Annotated in this window: 11 protein-coding genes; 1 reads left to right on the forward strand and 10 read right to left on the reverse strand. The window is 71.2% G+C overall.

Annotated elements, in window-relative coordinates:
* Both ACZ7L5_RS35315 and ACZ7L5_RS35320 read right to left on the reverse strand, forming a co-directional pair.
* Positions 1-722: maltotransferase domain-containing protein (locus ACZ7L5_RS35315; protein ID WP_471522127.1), on the reverse strand; the 722-nt coding region annotated here is incomplete at its 3' end.
* 238 nt (positions 723-960) lie between these two features.
* Positions 961-2,163, reverse strand: coding sequence for a S8 family peptidase (locus ACZ7L5_RS35320; protein ID WP_471522129.1), 1,203 nt, complete (start codon positions 2,161-2,163; stop codon positions 961-963).
* A gap of 323 nt (positions 2,164-2,486) precedes the next feature.
* On the opposite strand from ACZ7L5_RS35320, the gene ACZ7L5_RS35325 reads away from it, so the two are divergent.
* Positions 2,487-5,105, forward strand: a complete 2,619-nt coding sequence (locus ACZ7L5_RS35325) for a glycosyltransferase family 1 protein (protein WP_471522131.1) — start codon at positions 2,487-2,489, stop codon at positions 5,103-5,105.
* 27 nt (positions 5,106-5,132) lie between these two features.
* Here the strand turns inward: ACZ7L5_RS35325 and ACZ7L5_RS35330 are convergent, their stop codons facing one another.
* The 8 genes from ACZ7L5_RS35330 to ACZ7L5_RS35365 form a co-directional block, all read right to left on the reverse strand.
* On the reverse strand, positions 5,133-5,639 hold the full coding sequence (locus ACZ7L5_RS35330; RefSeq protein WP_471522133.1) for a DUF1990 family protein: 507 nt from the start codon (positions 5,637-5,639) through the stop codon (positions 5,133-5,135).
* A 70-nt stretch (positions 5,640-5,709) separates the two neighbouring features.
* Complete coding sequence (locus ACZ7L5_RS35335) at positions 5,710-7,374, reverse strand: M4 family metallopeptidase (RefSeq protein ID WP_471522135.1); 1,665 nt, start codon at positions 7,372-7,374, stop codon at positions 5,710-5,712.
* Positions 7,375-7,585: 211 nt separating this feature from the next.
* Positions 7,586-9,640: a M4 family metallopeptidase gene (locus ACZ7L5_RS35340; RefSeq protein ID WP_471522137.1), complete on the reverse strand. Its 2,055-nt coding sequence runs from the start codon at positions 9,638-9,640 to the stop codon at positions 7,586-7,588.
* 292 nt (positions 9,641-9,932) lie between these two features.
* The gene (locus tag ACZ7L5_RS35345) at positions 9,933-11,963 is read right to left on the reverse strand and encodes an NAD(+) synthase (protein ID WP_471522139.1); all 2,031 of its coding nucleotides are present in this window, start codon (positions 11,961-11,963) and stop codon (positions 9,933-9,935) included.
* Positions 11,964-12,022: 59 nt separating this feature from the next.
* Positions 12,023-13,729, reverse strand: coding sequence for an ABC transporter ATP-binding protein (locus ACZ7L5_RS35350; protein ID WP_471522573.1), 1,707 nt, complete (start codon positions 13,727-13,729; stop codon positions 12,023-12,025).
* Between the two features lie 152 nt (positions 13,730-13,881).
* Positions 13,882-15,594, reverse strand: coding sequence for an ABC transporter transmembrane domain-containing protein (locus ACZ7L5_RS35355; RefSeq protein ID WP_471522141.1), 1,713 nt, complete (start codon positions 15,592-15,594; stop codon positions 13,882-13,884).
* A gap of 40 nt (positions 15,595-15,634) precedes the next feature.
* On the reverse strand, positions 15,635-17,527 hold the full coding sequence (locus ACZ7L5_RS35360) for an ABC transporter ATP-binding protein (RefSeq protein WP_471522143.1): 1,893 nt from the start codon (positions 17,525-17,527) through the stop codon (positions 15,635-15,637).
* Entirely contained in the window at positions 17,524-19,371 is a 1,848-nt protein-coding gene (locus tag ACZ7L5_RS35365) for an ABC transporter ATP-binding protein (protein ID WP_471522145.1), read from the reverse strand. The genes ACZ7L5_RS35360 and ACZ7L5_RS35365 overlap by 4 nt, the downstream gene beginning before the upstream one ends.
* Positions 19,372-19,546 lie beyond the last annotated feature (175 nt).

Genomic DNA, 19,546 nt, shown 5'->3' on the forward strand with positions numbered 1-19,546 from the left:
GAGCCGAACAGGGCCCGCTCCCGCTCCACCAGCAGGGGCAGCGGGTCCGAGGCGGTGACCAGGTCCCGCAGCGGATACCGCCCCAACACCGCGTCCACCTCGGGCGTCGACGCGGCCGCCAGCCGCCAGGCGGCCGGGCGGTTCTCGTCCCGCAGCGCCTCGACGGCCGCGAGGATCACCGACCGCCCCTCGCTCTCGGGGATCTCGGCGGCCGCACGCCCGTACAGTCGCGCGCCCTCCTCCAGAACCAGTTCCGTGTCCATCCCGGCCGGGATCTTGATCTGTGCGTGGTGCCGCCAGGTGGCCACCGGATCGCCCCAGGCCTCGACCCGGTAGGTCCAGTGGCCCGGCTCTCCGGCGGTGACGGTGGCGCCCCAGCGGTCGGTGCCCGGGGCGAGTTCGCGCATCGGTGTCCAGGGGCCGGGCCGGCCGTCCGGGTCGGTCAGTACGGCATTGGCGGCGACCGCGTCGTGTCCCTCCCGGAACACGGTCGCCGAGATCTCGAAGGTCTCGCCGGTCACGGCCTTCGCGGGCCTGCGCCCGTGCTGGACGACCGGGCGGACGTCGAGGACGGGTATGCGCCCGACACCGGCCGCCTTGTCGTTCGCGGAGGATCGCTCCGGAGCCGGGGGTCCGGGGTCGGTGCGTGCGGTGCGGGGGGCTGGGGGTGCTTCGGTGCGCGACGTCGGGGGTGAGGACGACTGGTGGTGCATGGCGGGCATGACCGCTCCTGTCCGCGTCATCTTGGGTGGGCGGATGGCTGTGGGGAGGTGGGTCCTGCGTGGTTCGTTCCGGCGCGCGCCCGGGGGCGCACGGGTGGGGTTACCGCTGGAGCCTTCCCACCCTATTCGGGTACGCAATCCGGCACTTTGTTAACTACTCACGCGTATGTCTACACACAAGACCGGCCCCGTTCCTGAAGAACGGGGCCGGTGCCTGCAATTCGGCGTGAAGAGGCCGCTATGAGCCCGGTACCTGGAGGAGTTTGTCCGGCGAGCCGAGCCCCCGCCCGGAGACCTTCCCGGTGACAGCCTGCGCCACCAGCGCCTTGGACACCTGTGCGGGCTTCGCCTTGGGGTGGCCGGCCAGATAGAGCGCGGCCACACCCGCGGTGTGCGGGGACGCCATCGACGTCCCCGAATAGGTCGCCTTGCCGGTGTCATTTGCATACGACGCCGAAGTGATGGACACGCCCGGGGCGAATACGTCCAGAACCGAACCGAAGTTGGAGAAGCCCGCCCGTGCGTCCTTTCTGTCGGTGGCACCCACGGTGATCGCCTCCCGCACGGCGGCGGGGGAGTACCGGCCGGCCGGCAGCCCGTCGTTGCCCGCCGCGACCGTGTAGGTCACGCCGGACGCGATGGAGTTGCGTACGGCGGCGTCCAGTTGCGAGTTGCGGTGGCCGCCGAGGCTGACGTTGGCGACGGCCGGCTTCCTGGCGTGCCTGGTCACCCAGTCGATTCCGGCGATGACGTCGGCCGTGCTGCCGCCGCCGGCGTTGTCGAGGACCCGCACGGCGACGACCTTGGCCTTCTTGGCGACGCCGTACTGCTTGCCCGCGATGGTGCCGGCGACATGGGTGCCGTGGCCGTTGCCGTCGCTCGCGGCCCTGTCGTCGCCGACGAAGTCCCACCCGTAGCTCGCCCGGCCGCCGAAGTCCTTGTGCGAGATGCGGATGCCGGTGTCGATCACGTACACCGTCACGCCGGCGCCCGCCGACTCCGGCCAGGTGTAGCTCCTGTCCAGCGGCAGGTTCCGCTGGTCTATGCGGTCCAGTCCCCAAGTTGGCGGGTTCTTCCGGGTGTGGTCCAGCGTCACTCGGGTGTCCTGGACGACCGACGCGACCCGGGAGTCGGCCGCGAGCCGCTTGGCCTGTCTCTCGTTGGCCCGGACTGCGTAGCCGTTGAGGACCGTGCCGTAGGTATGGCTTATTTTCGCCCCGTACTTCTCGGCGAGGCTCTTTCCGGCCCCCGACGGAGCCTTCGTTCCCCCCTTGAGCGTCACCAGGTAACTGCCGCTGACGGAGCCGGGGTCCCCGGCGCCGAGTATCTGTCCCTCCGGTGCGGCGTGCGCGGGCATCGTGGTGGCCGAAAGCGCGATGACACAGGTCACCGCAGTCAGACCACCGGCCCGGCGCAGACGCCGTATGCGCGTCCGTGCCATGGTGTGGGTTCCCCTCCTCAACTCGGCGCATAACGGCCCTGGAACACGGGGTGCACCCCGTCTGGGCCGGCGCGCCACCGCTCAGCCTCTCGTGGTGTGAGAAGTCGCCACAAGGAGGCCTACGGGGGCGGAATCGGCCATACCGGGCATCGGTGATCCGTAAAGGTTGCGGCGTTTTCCGGACGTACGTGCTCTGTTCTCCGCGCTTGACACCCCACAAAAACGCACGGTGGTTGCGAACCCCCGCATACCGATACTGTCGGTTGCGATGACGGGACCCACACCGCCGTGTGTCCCCTGCCACGCGCTGCCCGAGGTGGAATGTGAAGGCGATCCGTCGATTCACCGTCCGTCCAGTGCTCCCCGAACCCCTCCGCCCCCTGAGCGATCTGGCGCGTAATCTGCGCTGGTCCTGGCATGCGGAGACCCGCGATCTCTTCCAGTCCGTCGACCCCGAGTGCTGGGCCGCCTCGGGCAACGACCCCGTACGGCTGCTGGGCAGCGTGTCGCCCGGGCGGCTCGCGGAGCTGGCCGAGGACCGCCGCTTCCTGCGCCGGCTGGCCGCGGCCGCCGGTGACCTGAACGACTACGTCACGGGCGGGCGCTGGTACCAGGACCAGTCCGCCGAACTGCCCACCGCCGTCGCCTACTTCTCACCCGAGTTCGGCATCACGGCCGCCCTGCCCCAGTACTCCGGCGGCCTCGGCATCCTCGCCGGCGACCACCTCAAGGCGGCCAGCGACCTCGGCGTGCCCCTCATCGGGGTAGGCCTGCTGTACCGGCACGGCTACTTCCGGCAGACCCTGTCCCGCGACGGCTGGCAGCAGGAGCACTATCCGGTCCTGGACCCCAACGAGCTGCCGGTCGCGCTCCTGAAGGAACCCGACGACACCCCCGCGCAGGTCTCCATCGCCCTGCCCGGCGGCAGGCAGTTGCACGCCCGCGTCTGGCTCGCCCAGGTCGGCCGCGTCCCCCTGCTGATGCTCGACTCGGACGTCGAGGAGAACGACCTCGGCGAACGCGGCGTGACCGACCGGCTCTACGGCGGCGGCAGCGAGCACCGGCTGCTGCAGGAGATGCTGCTGGGCATAGGAGGAGTGCGGGCGGTCCGGACGTACTGCCGTCTGACCGGCCACCCCGAACCCGAGGTCTTCCACACCAACGAGGGCCACGCCGGCTTCCTCGGCCTGGAGCGCATCGCCGAACTCTGCGCGGCGGGCATGGACTTCGACCCGGCACTGGAAGCCGTCCGCGCCGGCACGGTCTTCACCACCCACACGCCCGTCCCGGCCGGCATCGACCGCTTCGACCGTGAGCTGGTCGCCCACCACTTCGGCCCCGACGCCGAACTCCCGGGCCTTGAGGTCGGGCGGATCCTCCAGCTCGGCATGGAGACCTACCCGGGCGGCGAGCCCAACCTGTTCAACATGGCCGTGATGGGCCTGCGCCTGGGCCAGCGCGCGAACGGCGTCTCGCTGCTGCACGGCAACGTCAGCCGCGAGATGTTCTCGGGCCTGTGGCCGGGGTTCGACCCCGACGAGGTGCCGATCACCTCCGTGACCAACGGCGTCCACGCCCCGACCTGGGTCGCCCCCGAGGTCTTCCGCCTCGGCGCCCGCCAGATCGGCGCCCAGCGCACCGAGGACGCCATGAGCGTCGGCGGCTCGGACCGCTGGGACGCGGTCGCGGAGATCCCCGACCAGGACGTCTGGGAGCTGCGCCGGAACCTGCGCGAGCAGTTGGTGACGGAGGTACGGGACCGGCTGCGCACCTCCTGGCGCCAACGCGGCGCCGGGACGGCCGAGCTGGGCTGGATCGACGGCGTCCTCGACCCCGACGTCCTGACGATCGGATTCGCCCGACGGGTCCCCTCGTACAAGCGGCTGACGCTGATGCTGAGGGACCGCGACCGGCTGATGGACCTGCTGCTGCACCCGGAGCGGCCCATCCAGATCGTGGTGGCGGGCAAGGCGCACCCGGCGGACGACGGCGGCAAGCGCCTGGTCCAGGAGCTGGTGAGGTTCGCCGACGACCCGCGGGTCAGGCATCGGATCGTCTTCCTCCCGGACTACGGCATGGCGATGGCGCAGAAGCTCTACCCGGGCTGCGACATCTGGCTCAACAACCCGCTGCGCCCCCTGGAGGCCTGCGGCACCTCCGGCATGAAGGCGGCGCTGAACGGCTGCCTCAACCTCTCCGTCCTGGACGGCTGGTGGGACGAGTGGTTCCAGCCGGACTTCGGCTGGGCCATCCCCACCGCGGACGGCACCGGCACGGACCCGGACCACCGCGACGACATAGAGGCGGCGGCGCTGTACGACCTGCTGGAGCAGCGGGTGACCCCGCGCTTCTACGAGCAGGGCCAGAACGGCCTGCCGGACCGCTGGATCGAGATGGTCCGCCAGACCCTGACCCTGCTCGGCCCGAAGGTCCTGGCGGGCAGGATGGTCCGCGAGTACGTGGAGCGCCTCTACACCCCGGCCGCCCACGCCCACCGCGCGATGACGCCGGACGCGGCGCGTGAGCTCGCGGGCTGGAAGGCGCGGGTGCGTTCGGCCTGGCACGGCGTCACGGTCGACCACCTCGAGACGTCGGCGGCGACACCCACCGCGGAACTCGGCTCCACGCTCAGCCTCCGGGTCCGCGTGGGCCTCGGCGACCTCGGGCCGGACGACGTCGAGGTCCAGGCGGTCTCGGGCCGCGTCGACTCCCAGGACCGCATCGCGGACGCCTCGACGGTTGCGCTGAAGCCGACGGGCAGTCCGGACCCGGAGGGCCGGTGGGTGTACGAGGGCCCGCTGGCCCTCGACCGGACGGGACCCTACGGATACACCGTCCGGATTCTGCCGTCGCACCGGCTGCTGGCGTCGAGTGCGGAGCTGGGGTTGGTGGCGGTGCCCTCCGAGGACGTGGGGGAGGGGGCCGGGGTCCTGCTGCGGTGACGTCGTCCAGGGGGGCTGCGGTGTCCCTCAGTCCCCCTCGGTCTCGCACATCTGCCGCAGCACATTGCCGCACCGTCGCGCGTACGCGTGCTGCAGCCCCCGCGTCGCAGGTCCTCCCGCCCGCGCGTACCACTTGGCCGCGCGGCTGAAGGCCTGCACGGTCAGCCACACCGTCCCGTCCCCCGTGCGGTCCACGAGGAAGGACTCCTCGCCGCATTCGGGATGACCGGAAAGCGTGCCGTACGCCCAGCCCACCCGGCGGTGCTCCTCCGCCGTCCAGACCACCCGGCACGGGGCCTTGATCAGTCCGGCCAGAGTGACCGTGACGTCGACCTCGGGGGCCGCCCGGTCGGCGGACGCCTCTATGCCGACGCCCATCGAGCGGTGCATTTCCCAGGTCATGACCGCTTCGGAGGCTCGGCGGAAGACATCCTCGCCCTCGCCTATGCGGGTGCGCACATGCAGGGGGTGGAAGCCGGGCGGGCAGAAGCCGTTCTCCCGGGTCGCGCCGACGTCGTCGTACGTGAAGGACATGGGCCCAAGCGTAGGGCGGCACCCGGGGATGCCTTCCTCCCGGGTGCCGCCCCTTTCGGCTACGCCTGCGTCAGCTGACGTTGATGGCCGACCAGGCGGCGGCCACCGTCTTGTACTCCGTGCTGGTGGAGCCGTACAGGGCGGACGCCGCGCTCAGGGTCGCCGTGCGGGCGGCCTTGTAGTTCGTCGTCGACGTCATGTACTCGGTCAGGGCCTTGTACCAGATCGCGGCGGCCTTGGCGCGGCCGATACCCGTGACCGTCGAGCCGTTGGACGTCGGGGAGTTGTAGCTCACCCCGTTGATCGTCTTCGCGCCGCTGCCCTCCGACAGGAGGTAGAAGAAGTGGTTCGCGGGGCCCGAGGAGTAGTGCACGTCCAGGCCGCCCAGCGAGGACGACCAGCTGTCCTTGGACGCGCCGTCCTTGCTCGGCTTGTCCATGTAGCGCAGCGGGGTGCCGTCGCCGTTGATGTCGATCTCCTCGCCGATGAGGTAGTCACCGACGTCGGCGGAGTTGTTGGCGAAGAACTCCACCGACGTGCCGAAGATGTCGGAGGTGGCCTCGTTCAGGCCGCCCGACTCGCCGGAGTAGTTCAGGCCCGCGGTGTTGGAGGTGACACCGTGGGTCATCTCGTGGCCGGCCACGTCCAGCGACGTCAGCGGGTTGGTGTTGCCCTCGCCGTCGCCGTACGTCATGCAGAAGCAGCTGTCGTCCCAGAACGCGTTGACGTACGCGTTGCCGTAGTGGACGCGCGAGTACGCGGCCTTGCCGTCGTTCTTGATGCCGCTGCGGCCGAAGGTCTCCTTGTAGAAGTCCCAGGTCTCCTGTGCGCCGTAGGCCGCGTCGACGGCGGCGGTCTGGTCGGTGGAGGAGCTGGAGGCGGTGCCGGTGCCCCATGTGTCGTCCGCGTCGGTGAACAGCGTTCCGGCGGAGGAACTGGTGCTGCGGGCCTTGTTGTACGTCTTGTGGCCGCCGCGCGTGCCGTCCGTGAGGTTGTACGTCGAGCCCGATTTGGTCGTGCCGAGCGTGACGGTGCCCGAGTACAGGCTCTTGCCGGTGCCGGTCTCGATGCCCTGGTACTCGAACAGCTTCTTGCCGGTGGCGGCGTCGGTGATGACGTGCAGCTCGTTCGGGGTGCCGTCGTCCTGGAGGCCGCCGACGACCGTCTCGTAGGCGAGGGCCGGCTTGCCGTTCGCGGCCCAGATCACCTTGCGGGGCGCCTGGTCGGCCGCGGTCTTCTCCGAGCCGGCCGCCTTGGCGAGCTTCACGGCCTGGCTCTCGGCCCTGTCCGCGGTGACCGCCGGCTTGAGCGAGGCGACCTTGACGGTGGCCTTCGTCGCCTTGGTCACGCCCTTTCTCGCGCCGGTCGCCGACTCGTGGACGACCAGGTCGCCGCCGAGGACCGGAAGGCCCGCGTAGGTGCGCTCGTAGCGGGTGTGGACCGAGCCGTCGGCGTCCTTGACGACGTCCTTGACGACCAGCTTCTCCTGGGCGCCGAGGCCTATCTCGTCGGCGGTGCCGGCCGCCTTGGCCTGCTGGTCCTTGATGAGGGTGGTGCGGGCCGCGGGGGCGAGCGCGACCGGTACGGCGAGCGGGGCGGCCTTGGTGCCGGCGCCCGCGGGGGCCGCTGCGGCCGAACCACCGGTGGTCAGCGCGGTGGTGAGGAGGGCCCCGGCTGCCACGGTGGTGGCGATGGCCAGGGTCGTGCGCTTGCGACGCGCGTAGAGGGGGGTCACACGAGCTCCTTTTGTGGGGGAAGTGCATTGGTGCTGGTGCGGCGGGTGGGGGAAGCGTGACACCTGCGGCGCGTACATGTCAGGAGGGGACGGTGATGTTGGCCAAGATTTGACTGTTGGGTGAATGTTTCAGAAACATGAACGGGCGCCGTCCCGGCGGGAGTTGAACCCACCGAGACGACGCCCTGTCTTGGTCAGACCGTCAACTGGCCTACGGGAAGGTCAGCTTCCAGCTGTTGATGTAACCGGTGTCGATGGCCGCGTTGTCCTGGACGCGCAACTGCCAGACACCGTTGGCGACCTCGGAGGACGCGTTCACGGTGTAGGTGGCGTTGAGGTTGTCCGCGCTGCCGCCGGTGCCGTAGCCCTTCAGCGTGTACGCCGTGCCGTCGGGGGCGACCAGATCCACCTTGAGGTCACCGATGTAGGTGTGGACGATGTCCACGGCGACCTGGAGGTTGGACGGTGCGTTCCCGGTCCGCCCGGAGACGGTGATCGGAGAGGTGACCGCCGCGCCCCGGTCCGGGATCGCCACGTCGGTTCCGCTCTCGAAGGACGTGCCGCCGCCTCCGCCGGGCCGGGAGCCCACGTTGATGCCCGCCCACGCGTCCTGGACCGCCTTGTACTCGGCGCCGGCGGTGCCGTAGAGGTCGGCGGTGGCCGCGAGGGTGCCGGTGCGGGCGCCCGCGTAGTTGGTCGTGGACGTGAACTTCGTGGTGAGCGCGCGGAACCAGATCTTCTCCGCCTTGTCCCGGCCGATGCCGGTGACCGGAAGGCCGTCCGACGTGGCCGAGTTGTACGTGACACCGTTGATGGTCTTGGTGCCGCTGCCCTCCGACAGGAGGTAGAAGAAGTGGTTCGCCGGGCCCGACGAGTAGTGCACGTCGATCGAGCCGATGCCCGAGTACCAGCTGTCCTTGGACGCGCCGTCCTTGCTCGGCTTGTCCATGTAGCGCAGCGGGGTGCCGTCGCCGTTGATGTTGATCTCCTCGCCGATGAGGTAGTCACCCACGTCGGAGGAGTTGTTGGCGAAGAACTCGACGGTCGAACCGAAGATGTCGGAGGTGGCCTCGTTCAGGCCGCCGGACTCGCCGCTGTAGATGAGGCCGGCCGTGTTCGAGGTGAGCCCGTGGGTCATCTCGTGCGCGGCCACGTCGATCGACGTCAGCGGGTTGGCGTTGCCCGAGCCGTCGCCGTACGTCATGCAGAAGCAGCTGTCGGACCAGAACGCGTTGACGTAGTTGTTGCCGTAGTGGACCCGCGAGTACGCGCCCACACCGTCGCCGCGGATGCCGCTGCGCCCGTGTACGTTCTTGTAGTAGTCCCAGGTCAGAGCGGCACCGTAGTGCGCGTCCGCGCCGGCCGACTCCAGGTTGGAGGGGCTGCCGTTGCCCCAGACGTCGTCGGGACCGGAGAAGAGGGTGCCGGTGCCGGAGGTGCCGCGGTTCAGGTTGTACGTCTTGTGTCCGCCGCGCGCCCCGTCCGTGAGGTTGTACGTCGACCCGGACTGGGTGGTGCCGAGGGTGACCGTGCCGCTGTAGACCGTGTTGCCGGTGCCGGTCTCGATGGCCTCCCACTCGTACAGCTTCGCGCCGGTGGTGGCGTCGGTGACGACGTGCAGTTCCTGCGGGGTGCCGTCGTGCTGGAAGCCGCCGACGACCGTCTCGTACGCCACGGTCGGCTTGCCGTTGGCGGCCCAGATCACCTTGCGGGGCGCCTTGTTGACGTCCGGGCTCTTGGCCTTCTCCGCCTTCGCCGCGGCCAGCGCCTGCTTCTCCGCCTTGGCGGCGGGAACGGCGGCGGTCGTGGTGGGCGGCTTGATGGCGGCCCGGGTCGCCTTGACGACGGCCTCGGTCGCGCCCGACTTCGCCGTCTCGACGACGAGGTCGCCGCCGAGGACGGGCAGGCCGTCGTACGTCCGCTCGTAGCGGGTGTGGACCGTGCCGTTGCCGTCCTTGAGGACGTCACGGACGACCAGCTTCTCCTTGGCGCCCAGGCGCAGGTCCTTCGCGGTGTCCGCCTTGCCGGCGTTGGCCTCGCGGATCAGCTCGGCGCGCTGGGCGGGGGACAGCTTGACCGACTCGGCGCCCGGTATGACCTTGCCCGCCGCCGACGGTGCCTTCTCCGGGGCTGCGGTGGCTGCGCCCGACTGGACGGCCGCCGCGATCAGGGCGGAGACGCCGACGAGAGCGACGGCGGCTGCGCGGCGGTGCGTGGTGTGACGCGTGGTGTGGGAGGTGCGTCTGTGGGAGGAACTGTCTCTCAACACTGACTCCTTCTGCGCGGCCGCGGATCACGCGGCCAGGGGAGACCGGCCGGCGGGTGGGCCGTCCGGGCAGAACAAGTGGTACGCAGAACGACGTGCGCGTGCGGAAACTCGACGTGCGCGTGCGGAGTTCAGCCGCGGGCGCCGCAGTGTGACGGCGCTGTGGGGATGCTGTGTCGCGGCCGTGGGAAGAGTGGCAGGTGGTTGCGGTTTCTGTCAGGACCGCGTCAGGAAGTTGGCCGGAAATCGTTCGTTGTCCGGGAGTTCACGTTCGATAAACGGATCGGACGCATCAATCGTCGAAGCGCGCGAGATCGCGCAGCCACGCAGCCGCGTTGCCGTCCGACGGCGCTCGCCAGTCGCCGCGCGGCGACAGCGAACCGCCGGCCGAGACCTTCGGCCCGTTCGGCATCGCCGAGCGCTTGAACTGTGCGAATGCGAAGAAGCGACGGCAGAAGACCTCCAGCCAGCGCCTGATCTCCGCCAGGTCGTACGCCACCCGCTTGGCCTCGGGGAAGCCGGGCGGCCAGGCGCCGGTGTCCGGGTCGTGCCAGGCGTGCCAGGCCAGGAAGGCGATCTTCGACGGCCGGAAGCCGTACCGCAGCACCTGGAAGAGCGTGAAGTCGTGCAGCGCGTACGGGCCGATCTTCGACTCCGTCGACTGCATCTCCTCGCCCGGCACCAGCTCCGGGCTGATCTCCGTGTCGAGGATCGCGGCCAGCGTCTCGCCGGTCTCCGCGTCGAACTGGCCGCTGGTGATGACCCAGCGGATCAGATGCTGGATCAGCGTCTTCGGCACACCGGAGTTGACGTTGTAGTGGCTCATCTGGTCGCCCACGCCGTACGTGGACCAGCCCAGCGCGAGCTCCGACAGGTCGCCGGTGCCCAGGACGATGCCGCCGCGCTGGTTGGCGAGCCGGAACAGGTAGTCGGTGCGCAGGCCGGCCTGCACGTTCTCGAAGGTGACGTCGTACACCGGCTCGCCGGACGCGAACGGGTGGCCCATCTCCTGAAGCATCAGCCGCGCCGTCGGCGTGATGTCCAGCTCGGCCGCGGTGACGCCGAGCGAGTTCATCAGCTTGTGGGCGTTGCCCTTGGTGTGGTCGCTGGTGGCGAAGCCCGGCAGGGTGAACGCCAGGATGTCGCTGCGCGGGCGCCCCGCGCGGTCCATCGCCCGGGCGGCGACGATCAGCGCGTGCGTGGAGTCCAGCCCGCCGGACACCCCGATGACCACCTTCGGGCCGCCGATCGCGCCCAGCCGCTGCTGGAGGCCCGCGACCTGGATGTTGTACGCCTCGTAGCAGTCCAGGGCCAGACGCTCGGCGTCGGCCGGCACGAACGGGAAACGCTCGACCCGGCGCTTGAGGCCCAGGTCCGCCGTCGGCGGGTCGAGCCGGAAGTCCACCCGCCGGAAGTCACCGGTGCGCCCGGCGTGCGTGCGCCGGTTGTCGTCGAACGTGCCCATCCGCTGCCGCTCCTGTCGCAGCAGGTCGAGGTCGACGTCGGCGACCGCGTACTGCTCGCCGAGCGCGAACCGGTCCGTCTCGGCCAGCAGGGCGCCGTTCTCGTAGATCATGGTCTGCCCGTCCCAGGACAGGTCGGTGGTCGACTCGCCCAGACCGGCCGCCGAGTACACGTACGCCGCGAGACAGCGCGAGGACGCCGAGCGGCACAGCAGCCGCCGGTCCTCGGCCCGGCCGACCGTGATCGGGCTGCCCGAGAGGTTGGCCAGCACGGTCGCGCCGGCCAGGGCGGCCTCCGCGCTCGGCGGCACCGGGACCCACATGTCCTCGCAGATCTCCGCGTGCAGCACCAGACCGGGGACGTCCTGCGCCTCGAAGAGCAGATCCACGCCGAACGGCACCTGAGCGCCGCCGACCCGGATCGTCCCGCCGCGCTCGTCCTCACCGGACGCGATCTGCCGCTGCTCGTAGAACTCCCGGTAGTTCGGCGGGTACGACTTGGGCGAGACGCCGAGGATCCGGCCGCGGTGCACGATCACCGCGCAGTTGTAGATCCGGTGCCGATGACGCAGCGGGGCGCCCACGACCAGCACCGGCAGCAGGTCCGCCGACCCCGCCACGACCGACTGGAGCGCCTGCTCCACCTCGTCGAGAACCGCGTCCTGGAGCAGCAGGTCCTCGATTGAGTACCCGGTCAGGCCCAGCTCGGGGAAGACGGCGACGGCGACGCCCTCCTGCGCGCACCGGCGCGCCTGCCGCAGAACCGCTTCCGCGTTGGCGTGCGGGTCGGCGATGACGGTGTGGCCGGTGCACGCGGCGACGCGCGCGAAGCCGTGCTGGTAGAGCGACCAGAAGTTCAACGGACTTCCCCAGGAGAAGCGGACAGTGCTGGCATCGAGCATAGATCGCCTGATCAGGCCTACGCCGTTCCGGGCGACGCGGGCCGCTCCCCGTGCCAGGACCGCCACAGTGCCGCGTACGCCCCGTCCGTCGTGACCAGCTCGTCGTGGGTGCCGAGCTCGGTGAGGCGGCCGTTCTCCATCACGGCCACGCGGTCGGCGTCGTGAGCGGTGTGCAGGCGGTGGGCGATGGCGATGACGGTACGGCCCTTCAGCACGGCGGCCAGGGCGCGCTCGGTGTGCCGGGCCGTCGTCGGGTCGAGCAGGGCCGTCGCCTCGTCGAGGATCAGGGTGTGCGGGTCGGCCAGCACCACGCGCGCGAGGGCCAGCTGCTGGGCCTGCGAGCCGTCCGTGCCGTGCCCGCCGTCGCCCAGCGTCGTGTCGAGCCCGTCGGGCAGCCGCCGTACCCAGGCGTCGGCTCCGACCGCGGTGAGCGCGGCCCACACCTCCTCGTCCGTGGCGGACGGCTCGGCGATACGGAGGTTGTCGCGGACCGAGCCGAGGAAGACGTGGTGCTCCTGGGTGACCAGGACGACCTGACGGCGCAGCTGCTCCGGGCCGAGCGCGACGACCGGGACACCGCCGACCGTCACCGAGCCGGCGGTCGGCGCGTCGACACCGGCGAGCAGCCGGCTCAGGGTCGTCTTGCCGGCGCCGGACGGGCCGACCACCGCCAGCCGTTCCCCCGGCCGAACGGTCAGGTCGACGTCGCTGAGGACCTCGCCGCCGCGGTCGTAGGCGTAGCGCACGCCGGTCACGTCGATGCGGTCGTCCGTGGGGGTGGGGGAGCCGGCGTCCGTCGCCCGCGGGGCGCGGGCCAGGCCCTCCACACGGGCGAACGAGGCGCCGCCGCTCTGGAGTTGCTCGACCCGCATCAGGATCTCGTCCAGCGGACCGACCATCTGCTGCAGATACAGCGCCGCCGCGACCACCGTGCCCAGGCTGATCGTGCCCCGCGCGTGCAGTGCCCCGCCGACGAGCAGGACCGTCGCCACGGGGACGAGATAGGCGATCTCGACCGAGGGGAAGAACACCGTGCGCAGGAAGAGCGTGTGCAGGCGGGTCCGGCGCGACTCCTCCAGCGCGTCCCGGCTCGCCGCCACCCGCCGCCGCTCCAGCCGCAGCGCCTCCACCGTGCGGGCGCCGGAGGCGGTGGCCGCGAGGATCTCCGCGACGTCCGAGGTGGCCGCACCCTCGGCGAGGTAGCCGGTGCGCGCACGGCGCAGATACCAGCGCAGCACCGGCCACAGGCCGGCCAGACCGAGCAGACCGCAGGCGCCGAGCAGCGGGTCCAGCGCGAGGACCGCGCCCAGCAGGAACAGGACCTGTACGGAGTTGATGAGCAGCTCGGGCCCGGCGTCGCGCAGGGTGGTGCCGACGGCCGCCACGTCGGCCGTGCCGCGCGCCGTCAGGTCGCCGGTGCCGGCCCGCTCCACGACCGACGCGGGCAGCGCGAGCGTGCGGTTCACGAAGTCCTCGCGGACCCGGGCGAGGGTGCGTTCGCCGAAGCGGTGGCCTACGTAGCGGGCCCAGCGGGCCAGCAACAGCTGGGCTGTTGCCGCTATCAGGATGGCGAGGGCGAGTTTGTCCACGGTCGTGACGCCTGCGCCGCGTCTGACCTCGTCGATGATGCGGCCCACCAGCCAGGGGGCGGCCAGGCCGGTGAGCGCGGCGAGGGCGTTCAGGCCGAGTACGGCTGTGAAGGAGCGGGCGTCGGCTCGGATCAGGCGGGTGGTGGCTCGTCGGACATCTCGCGGTTCTGCGACGGGGAGGGCTGTGCTGCGGCTACGAGCTCGGGACTTGGGGTTGTCTGCCGAGTGCGGGTGCTTCGTGGCTGGTCGCGCAGTTCCCCGCGCCCCTGAGGGGCGTTTGGCTTCCGTCACTTGGCAAGCTCCTCGGCGGTCTCGTCCCGGGCCACCAGGGCGCGATAGCCCGGCTCCCCTTCCAGCAGCTCGTGGTGGGTGCCCGTGGCCGCCACCTTGCCGTCGACCAGGTAGTGGACCGTGTCCGCTCGGGCCAGGACCAAGGGGGAGGTCGTCGTCACCAGCGTCGTGCGGCCCCGTCTCGTCGAGTGCAGGCGTTCGGCGACCCGTGCCTCCGTGTGGGCGTCCAGGGCCGACGTCGGCTCGATGGCCAGCAGCACCTCCGGGTCGGCCAGCAGCGTGCGGACCAGGCGGACGCGCTGGCGTTGGCCGCCGGAGAGGTTGCGGCCCTGGGCGTCGATCGGGGTGTCGATGCCGTCGGGGAGGCCGCGGACGATGTCCTCGGAGACCGCCGTGTACACCGCTTGAGTGATCGCCGACTCGTCCCGGTCCGCGTGGCCGGCCACCAGCTCCCGCAGCGTGCCCGCGAACAGGTCGGCCTCGTGGTCGGCGACCAGGATGCGCTCCCGCACTTGCGGTAACGCGATCGCGCTCAGGGGCACTTCGCCCCAGGTCGCCGCCGACGGGACGTAGCGGCCGAGGCGGTCGACGACGGCCGTGGCGTCGGCCGGCAGCGCGGCGGCCAGTGCGGTGAGCCGGCCAGGCGGCACCCGCACCCCGGACGCGGGGTCGTGGAGGGTCGCCGGCTCCGCCGGTGCGTCCCGTGTGCCGGTGTCCGCCATCGGCTCCAGCCGCAGGAACCCCACGACCCGCCGCGCCGCCACCACGCCACGGCTGACCTGGTAACCGCACTCGATGAAGAACGCCACCGGCCCCACCAGCACGGCGACATAGCCGTACACCGCCACCAACTCGCCCACGGTGATGGCGCCCTGGGCGGCCAGCCGCGCCGCCAGCCAGGTCACCACGGCCAGGAACAGCGTGGGCAGCCCCACGCCGAGCGCCTGCACCCAGCTGGTCACCGCCCCGACCCGGTAGCCCTGCGCCCGCAGTCGCTGCGAGTCGCGGTGGAAGGCGTCGGCGACCAGGCCCTTGCCGCCGAGGCCGTTGAGGACGCGCAGGCCGCCCGCGAGGTCGGCGATCCGTGCGGTCAGTACGCCCTGCCGCTCCCGGTACTCCGTCTCGGTGCCCTGCAACCGGCCCAGCAGCGGCCCGACGAGCACGCCGACCAGCGGCATCCCGAGCAGCACCACGACGGCGATCGGCACCGACACCGACATCAACAGACCGGCGACCACCAGATAGGCGACGACGGCACCGACACCCGGGCCGACGACGGTCAGGGACTGGCTGATGGTCTGGACGTCGCCCACGCCGATCGTGACGACCTCCCCGGCCCCGATCCGGCGTGGCAGCGTGGCACCGAGTCGTACCGCGTGGCCGATCAGCACCTTGACCGTGCGGAAGTTGCTGTCCATCCGCACCCGCGTCATCGTGCGGTGCCGCATGATGCTCAGCCAGGCGTTGAACGCCCCCACCGCGACCAGCGCACCCGTCCACCCCGCCAACGCGCCGTAATCACCGGCCGCCAGCCCGTCGTCGACGGCACGGGACATCAGGTACGGGGTCGCCGCCAGCAGCACCATCCACACGCTGGAGATCAGCGCCCCCATGGCGGACCGCATGGACTGGCGCACGACGAGCCACCACAGATAGCGCCATCCGCCACGACAGTCGGGAGTCCCCGGATCCTCGTACGCGTCGATCATCGTTGCCCGTGCCCCGTTCGTCGTTCCTCGTGCCGCCCGACTACGCCAGACTGTCCCGCCACGCCCGATGCAGATCCGCGAACCTGCCGGTCCCCGCGACGAGTTCGGCCGGAGTGCCGTCCTCGACGATCTGCCCGTGCTCCATGACCAGCACGCGGTCCGCGATCTCGACCGTGGACAGCCGGTGGGCGATGACGACTGCGGTACGCCCTTGCAGCACCGTCGACATCGCACGCTGCACGGCCCGCTCGCCGGGGATGTCGAGGGAACTGGTCGCCTCGTCGAGGATCAGCACGGCCGGGTCGGCGAGCAACGCCCGGGCGAACGCGACCAGTTGGCGCTGACCGGCGGAGATACGGCCGCCCCGCTTGCGTACGTCGGTGTCGTAGCCGTCGGGGAGCGAGCTGATGAAGTCGTGCGCGCCGATGGCCTTCGCCGCCTGCTCGATCTCCTCGCGGGTGGCGTCGGGGCGGCCGATGGCGATGTTCTCGGCGACCGTGCCGGAGAACAGGAACGCCTCCTGCGTCACCATCACCACCCCGCGCCGCAGCTCGGGCACGGCGAGCTCGCGCAGGTCGACGCCGTCGAGGAGGACCCGGCCGTCCGAGGGGTCGTAGAAGCGGGCGAGCAGCTTGGCCAGCGTCGACTTGCCCGCGCCCGTGGAGCCGACGACCGCGACCGTCTGTCCGGCCGGGAACGTGAGGTCGAAGCGGGGCAGCACCTCGCCGCCGGTGCGGTATCCGAACCGGACGCCGTCGAAGACGACCTCGCGGCCGGGGTGCTCGGATTCGAGGGCCGGAAGCTGCCGGGGTGCCTGCGGCTCGGGCACGGACGGGGTCTGGGCGAGCAGTCCGGCGATCTTCTCCAGGGAGGCCGCCGCCGACTGGTACGAGTTGAGGAACATGCCGAGCCGGTCGATCGGGTCGTACAGCCGGCGCAGATACAGCACGGCCGCCGCCAGCACACCCAGGGCGAGCGTGCCGCCCGCGACCCGGTAGGCACCCCACAGCACGATCCCCGCGACGGCCGTGTTGGCGACGAGCCGGGAGCCGACGACGTAACGGGCCATCTCCAGCAGCGCGTCGCCGTTCGTCCGCTCGTGCCGGGTGTTGAGGACCCGGAAGTCGGCGTCGTTGACGGCCTCGCGGCGGAAGGCGCGCACCGGGCGGATGCCGTTCATCGTCTCGACGAACTTCACGATCACGGCTGCGATCGCGGTGGACCGCACGGTGTACACGCGCGCGGCGCGCCGCCGGTAGCGCCGTACGAGGAGGTACAGCGGCGCGAAGGAGGCCACGGCCACCGCACCTAGGCCGAGGTCGAGCCAGAGCAGCAGCGCCGCGATGTAGACGAAGGAGAGGATGACGGTGACGAGCTCCTGCAGGCCCTCGTCGAGCAGCTCCCGCAGGGACTCCACGTCCGTCGTGGAGCGGGAGATGAGCCGCCCGGACGTGTATCGCTCATGGAAGTCGAGGCTCAGGGCCTGGGCGTGGCGGAAGATACGGCCGCGCAGGTCGAGCAGCACGTCCTGGTTGACCCGGGCGGAGAGCAGGATGAACGCGTACTGCAGCACGCCGGACGCCACCGCGCACAGCAGATAGCCGGCCCCGACCGCGACCAGCGGGCCGAGATCGTCGCGGCGGAACGCCGGTACGGCCGTGTCGATCGCGTACGCCACCAGCAGCGGGCCCGCCTGCACCGCCGCCTGCTGGAGCAGCAGGAGCAGCGTGGTGACGGCGACCCGCGCCTTCATCGGGGCGAGCAGGGAGCGCAGCAGGGCGGCGGTGGCGCCCGGCGGAGTGGGCAGGACGTCGTGGTCGAAGGGGTCGTCGGGCCGCGGGGATTGGGGCCCTTTCCCGGCCGGCTCTTCCTTGTCCGGCTTCTCCTTGTCCGGCTCTTCCCTGTCCGGTGCGGTGGCGGTCGTCGCCGTCATCGGTCGGCCTCCTCGGTCCCGGCCATGAGGTGGGCGTATTCGGCGTTCGTGCGCAGCAGTTCGTGATGGGTGCCGACGGCGGTGATACGGCCGCCGGAGAGCAGGGCGACGCGGTCCGCCAGGAGCACGGTGGACGGGCGGTGGGCGACGATCAGCGCGGTGGTCTCCGCGAGCACGTCCCGCAGGGCGGCCTCGACGGCCGCCTCGGTGTGCACGTCTAGGGCGGACAAGGGGTCGTCCAGCACCAGGAAGCGGGGCCTGCCGACCACCGCCCGCGCGAGCGCCAGTCGCTGCCGCTGGCCGCCGGAGAGGCTGAGGCCCTGCTCGCCGACCTGGGTGCCGGTGCCGTGCGGCAGGGCGTGCGCGAAGTCGGCCTGCGCGACGGCGAGCGCCCGCTCCAACTCGGGCTCTCCCGCGCCGTCCGAGGCCCCCATCAGCACGTTCTCCGCGACGCTGGCCGAGAAGAGGGTGGGCTCCTCGAAGGCTACGGCGACGAGTTCGCGCAGCGTGTCTCTGGGGAGCTCGGCGATGTCCTTGCCGTCCAGGGTGATGTGGCCGGCTGTCACCTCGTGGAGGCGGGGGACCAGGGCGGTGAGGGTGGTCTTGCCGCTGCCCGTTGCGCCGACCAGGGCCATGGACTCGCCGGGGCGGATGTGGAGGTCGATGCGGGTGAGGACGGGAGGCGAGTCGGTGGGGGCGTCGGGGTAGCGGAACGAGACGTCGTGGAAGCGGAGTCCCTTGTCCTTGAGCCCCGCTGAGCCGGTAGCGGTAGCGGTGGCCGTAGCGGTGGCGGCCGGCGCAGTGGTACCTGCCGCGGTCGGCTGTTCCTGCTCGGCGTCCATCACCTCGAAGTACCGCTCCGTGGCCGTCGCCGCCTCCTGGCTCATCGCCAGCAGGAAGCCGATCGAGTCGACGGGCCAGCGCAGCGCGAGTGCCGTCGACAGGAACGCCACCAGCGTGCCCGCCGACAGCTGACCGTCCGCCACCTGGATCGCGCCCAGCACCAGTGCCGCCCCGATGGCCACCTCGGGCAGCGTCACGATGACACCCCAGATCGCGGCCAGCAGCCGGGCCTTGCGCAGTTCCGTGCCGCGCAGGGTCCGTGACTGCTCGCGGAACGCCCGGGCCTGGCTGCGGTGCCGGCCGAACCCCTTGATGATCCGGATGCCGAGCACGCTCTCCTCGACGACCGTCGTCAGATCGCCGACCTGGTCCTGCGCGCGGCGCGCCACCGTGGCGTACCGCTTCTCGAAGATCACGCAGGTGACCATCACGGGCACCGCCGGGATCAGGATCACCAGCCCGAGCGTCCAGTCCTGAAGCAGCATGATGATCACGCCGACGAGGATCGTCACGGCGTTGACCAGCAGGAACGTCAGTGGAAACGCGAGGAACATCCGCAGCAGCATCAGGTCGGTGGTGCCCCGCGACAGCAGCTGGCCCGACGCCCACCGGTCGTGGAACGCCACCGGCAGCCGCTGCAGATGCCGGTACAGATCCGCCCGCATCCCCGCCTCGACGCCGGCCAGCGGTCGGGCCACCAGCCACCGCCGCAACCCGAACAGCAACGCCTCCGCGACCCCGAGCAGCAGCAGATACAGCGCCCCGAGCCAGACCCCGGCCGGATCCCGGTCGGCGACGGGACCGTCCACGATCCACTTCAGGACGAGCGGAATGACCAGCGACAGACAGGAGGCGACGACCGCCACGAACGCCGCGGTGAACAACCGCACCCGCACGGGCCGCACATACGGCCACAGACGCAACAGCGTCCGCACGGCGGAACGGTCGGATCGGCCGGTACGGTCAGGGCTGTCCTCGGCGGTTGCACGTGTCGTCACCATCAGCAGCGAGCCTACGGATCGGCACTGACACTGCCCACCGAGTTTTGGCCGGTCCGCGATCGGCCGCTGGTCCTACGACCTGCGTGTTCGAGGGGTCGTACAGACCGAGGGCATGGGGTCGTACGGCGGCATCAACCGATCGGCCGATGCCGCTTCGAGCGCGACGGCCGATGTG

This window comes from Streptomyces sp. NPDC107528 (genome assembly GCF_055639295.1).

What these genes read in the sequence shown, in the direction of transcription:
- ACZ7L5_RS35355 (WP_471522141.1), bottom strand. Translation starts at nt 15,594, where the DNA reads ATGATCGACGCGTACGAGGATCCGGGGACTCCCGACTGTCGTGGCGGA.
- ACZ7L5_RS35365 (WP_471522145.1), bottom strand. Translation starts at nt 19,371, where the DNA reads ATGGTGACGACACGTGCAACCGCCGAGGACAGCCCTGACCGTACCGGC.
- ACZ7L5_RS35330 (WP_471522133.1), bottom strand. Translation starts at nt 5,639, where the DNA reads ATGTCCTTCACGTACGACGACGTCGGCGCGACCCGGGAGAACGGCTTC.
- ACZ7L5_RS35320 (WP_471522129.1), bottom strand. Translation starts at nt 2,163, where the DNA reads ATGGCACGGACGCGCATACGGCGTCTGCGCCGGGCCGGTGGTCTGACT.
- ACZ7L5_RS35360 (WP_471522143.1), bottom strand. Translation starts at nt 17,527, where the DNA reads ATGACGGCGACGACCGCCACCGCACCGGACAGGGAAGAGCCGGACAAG.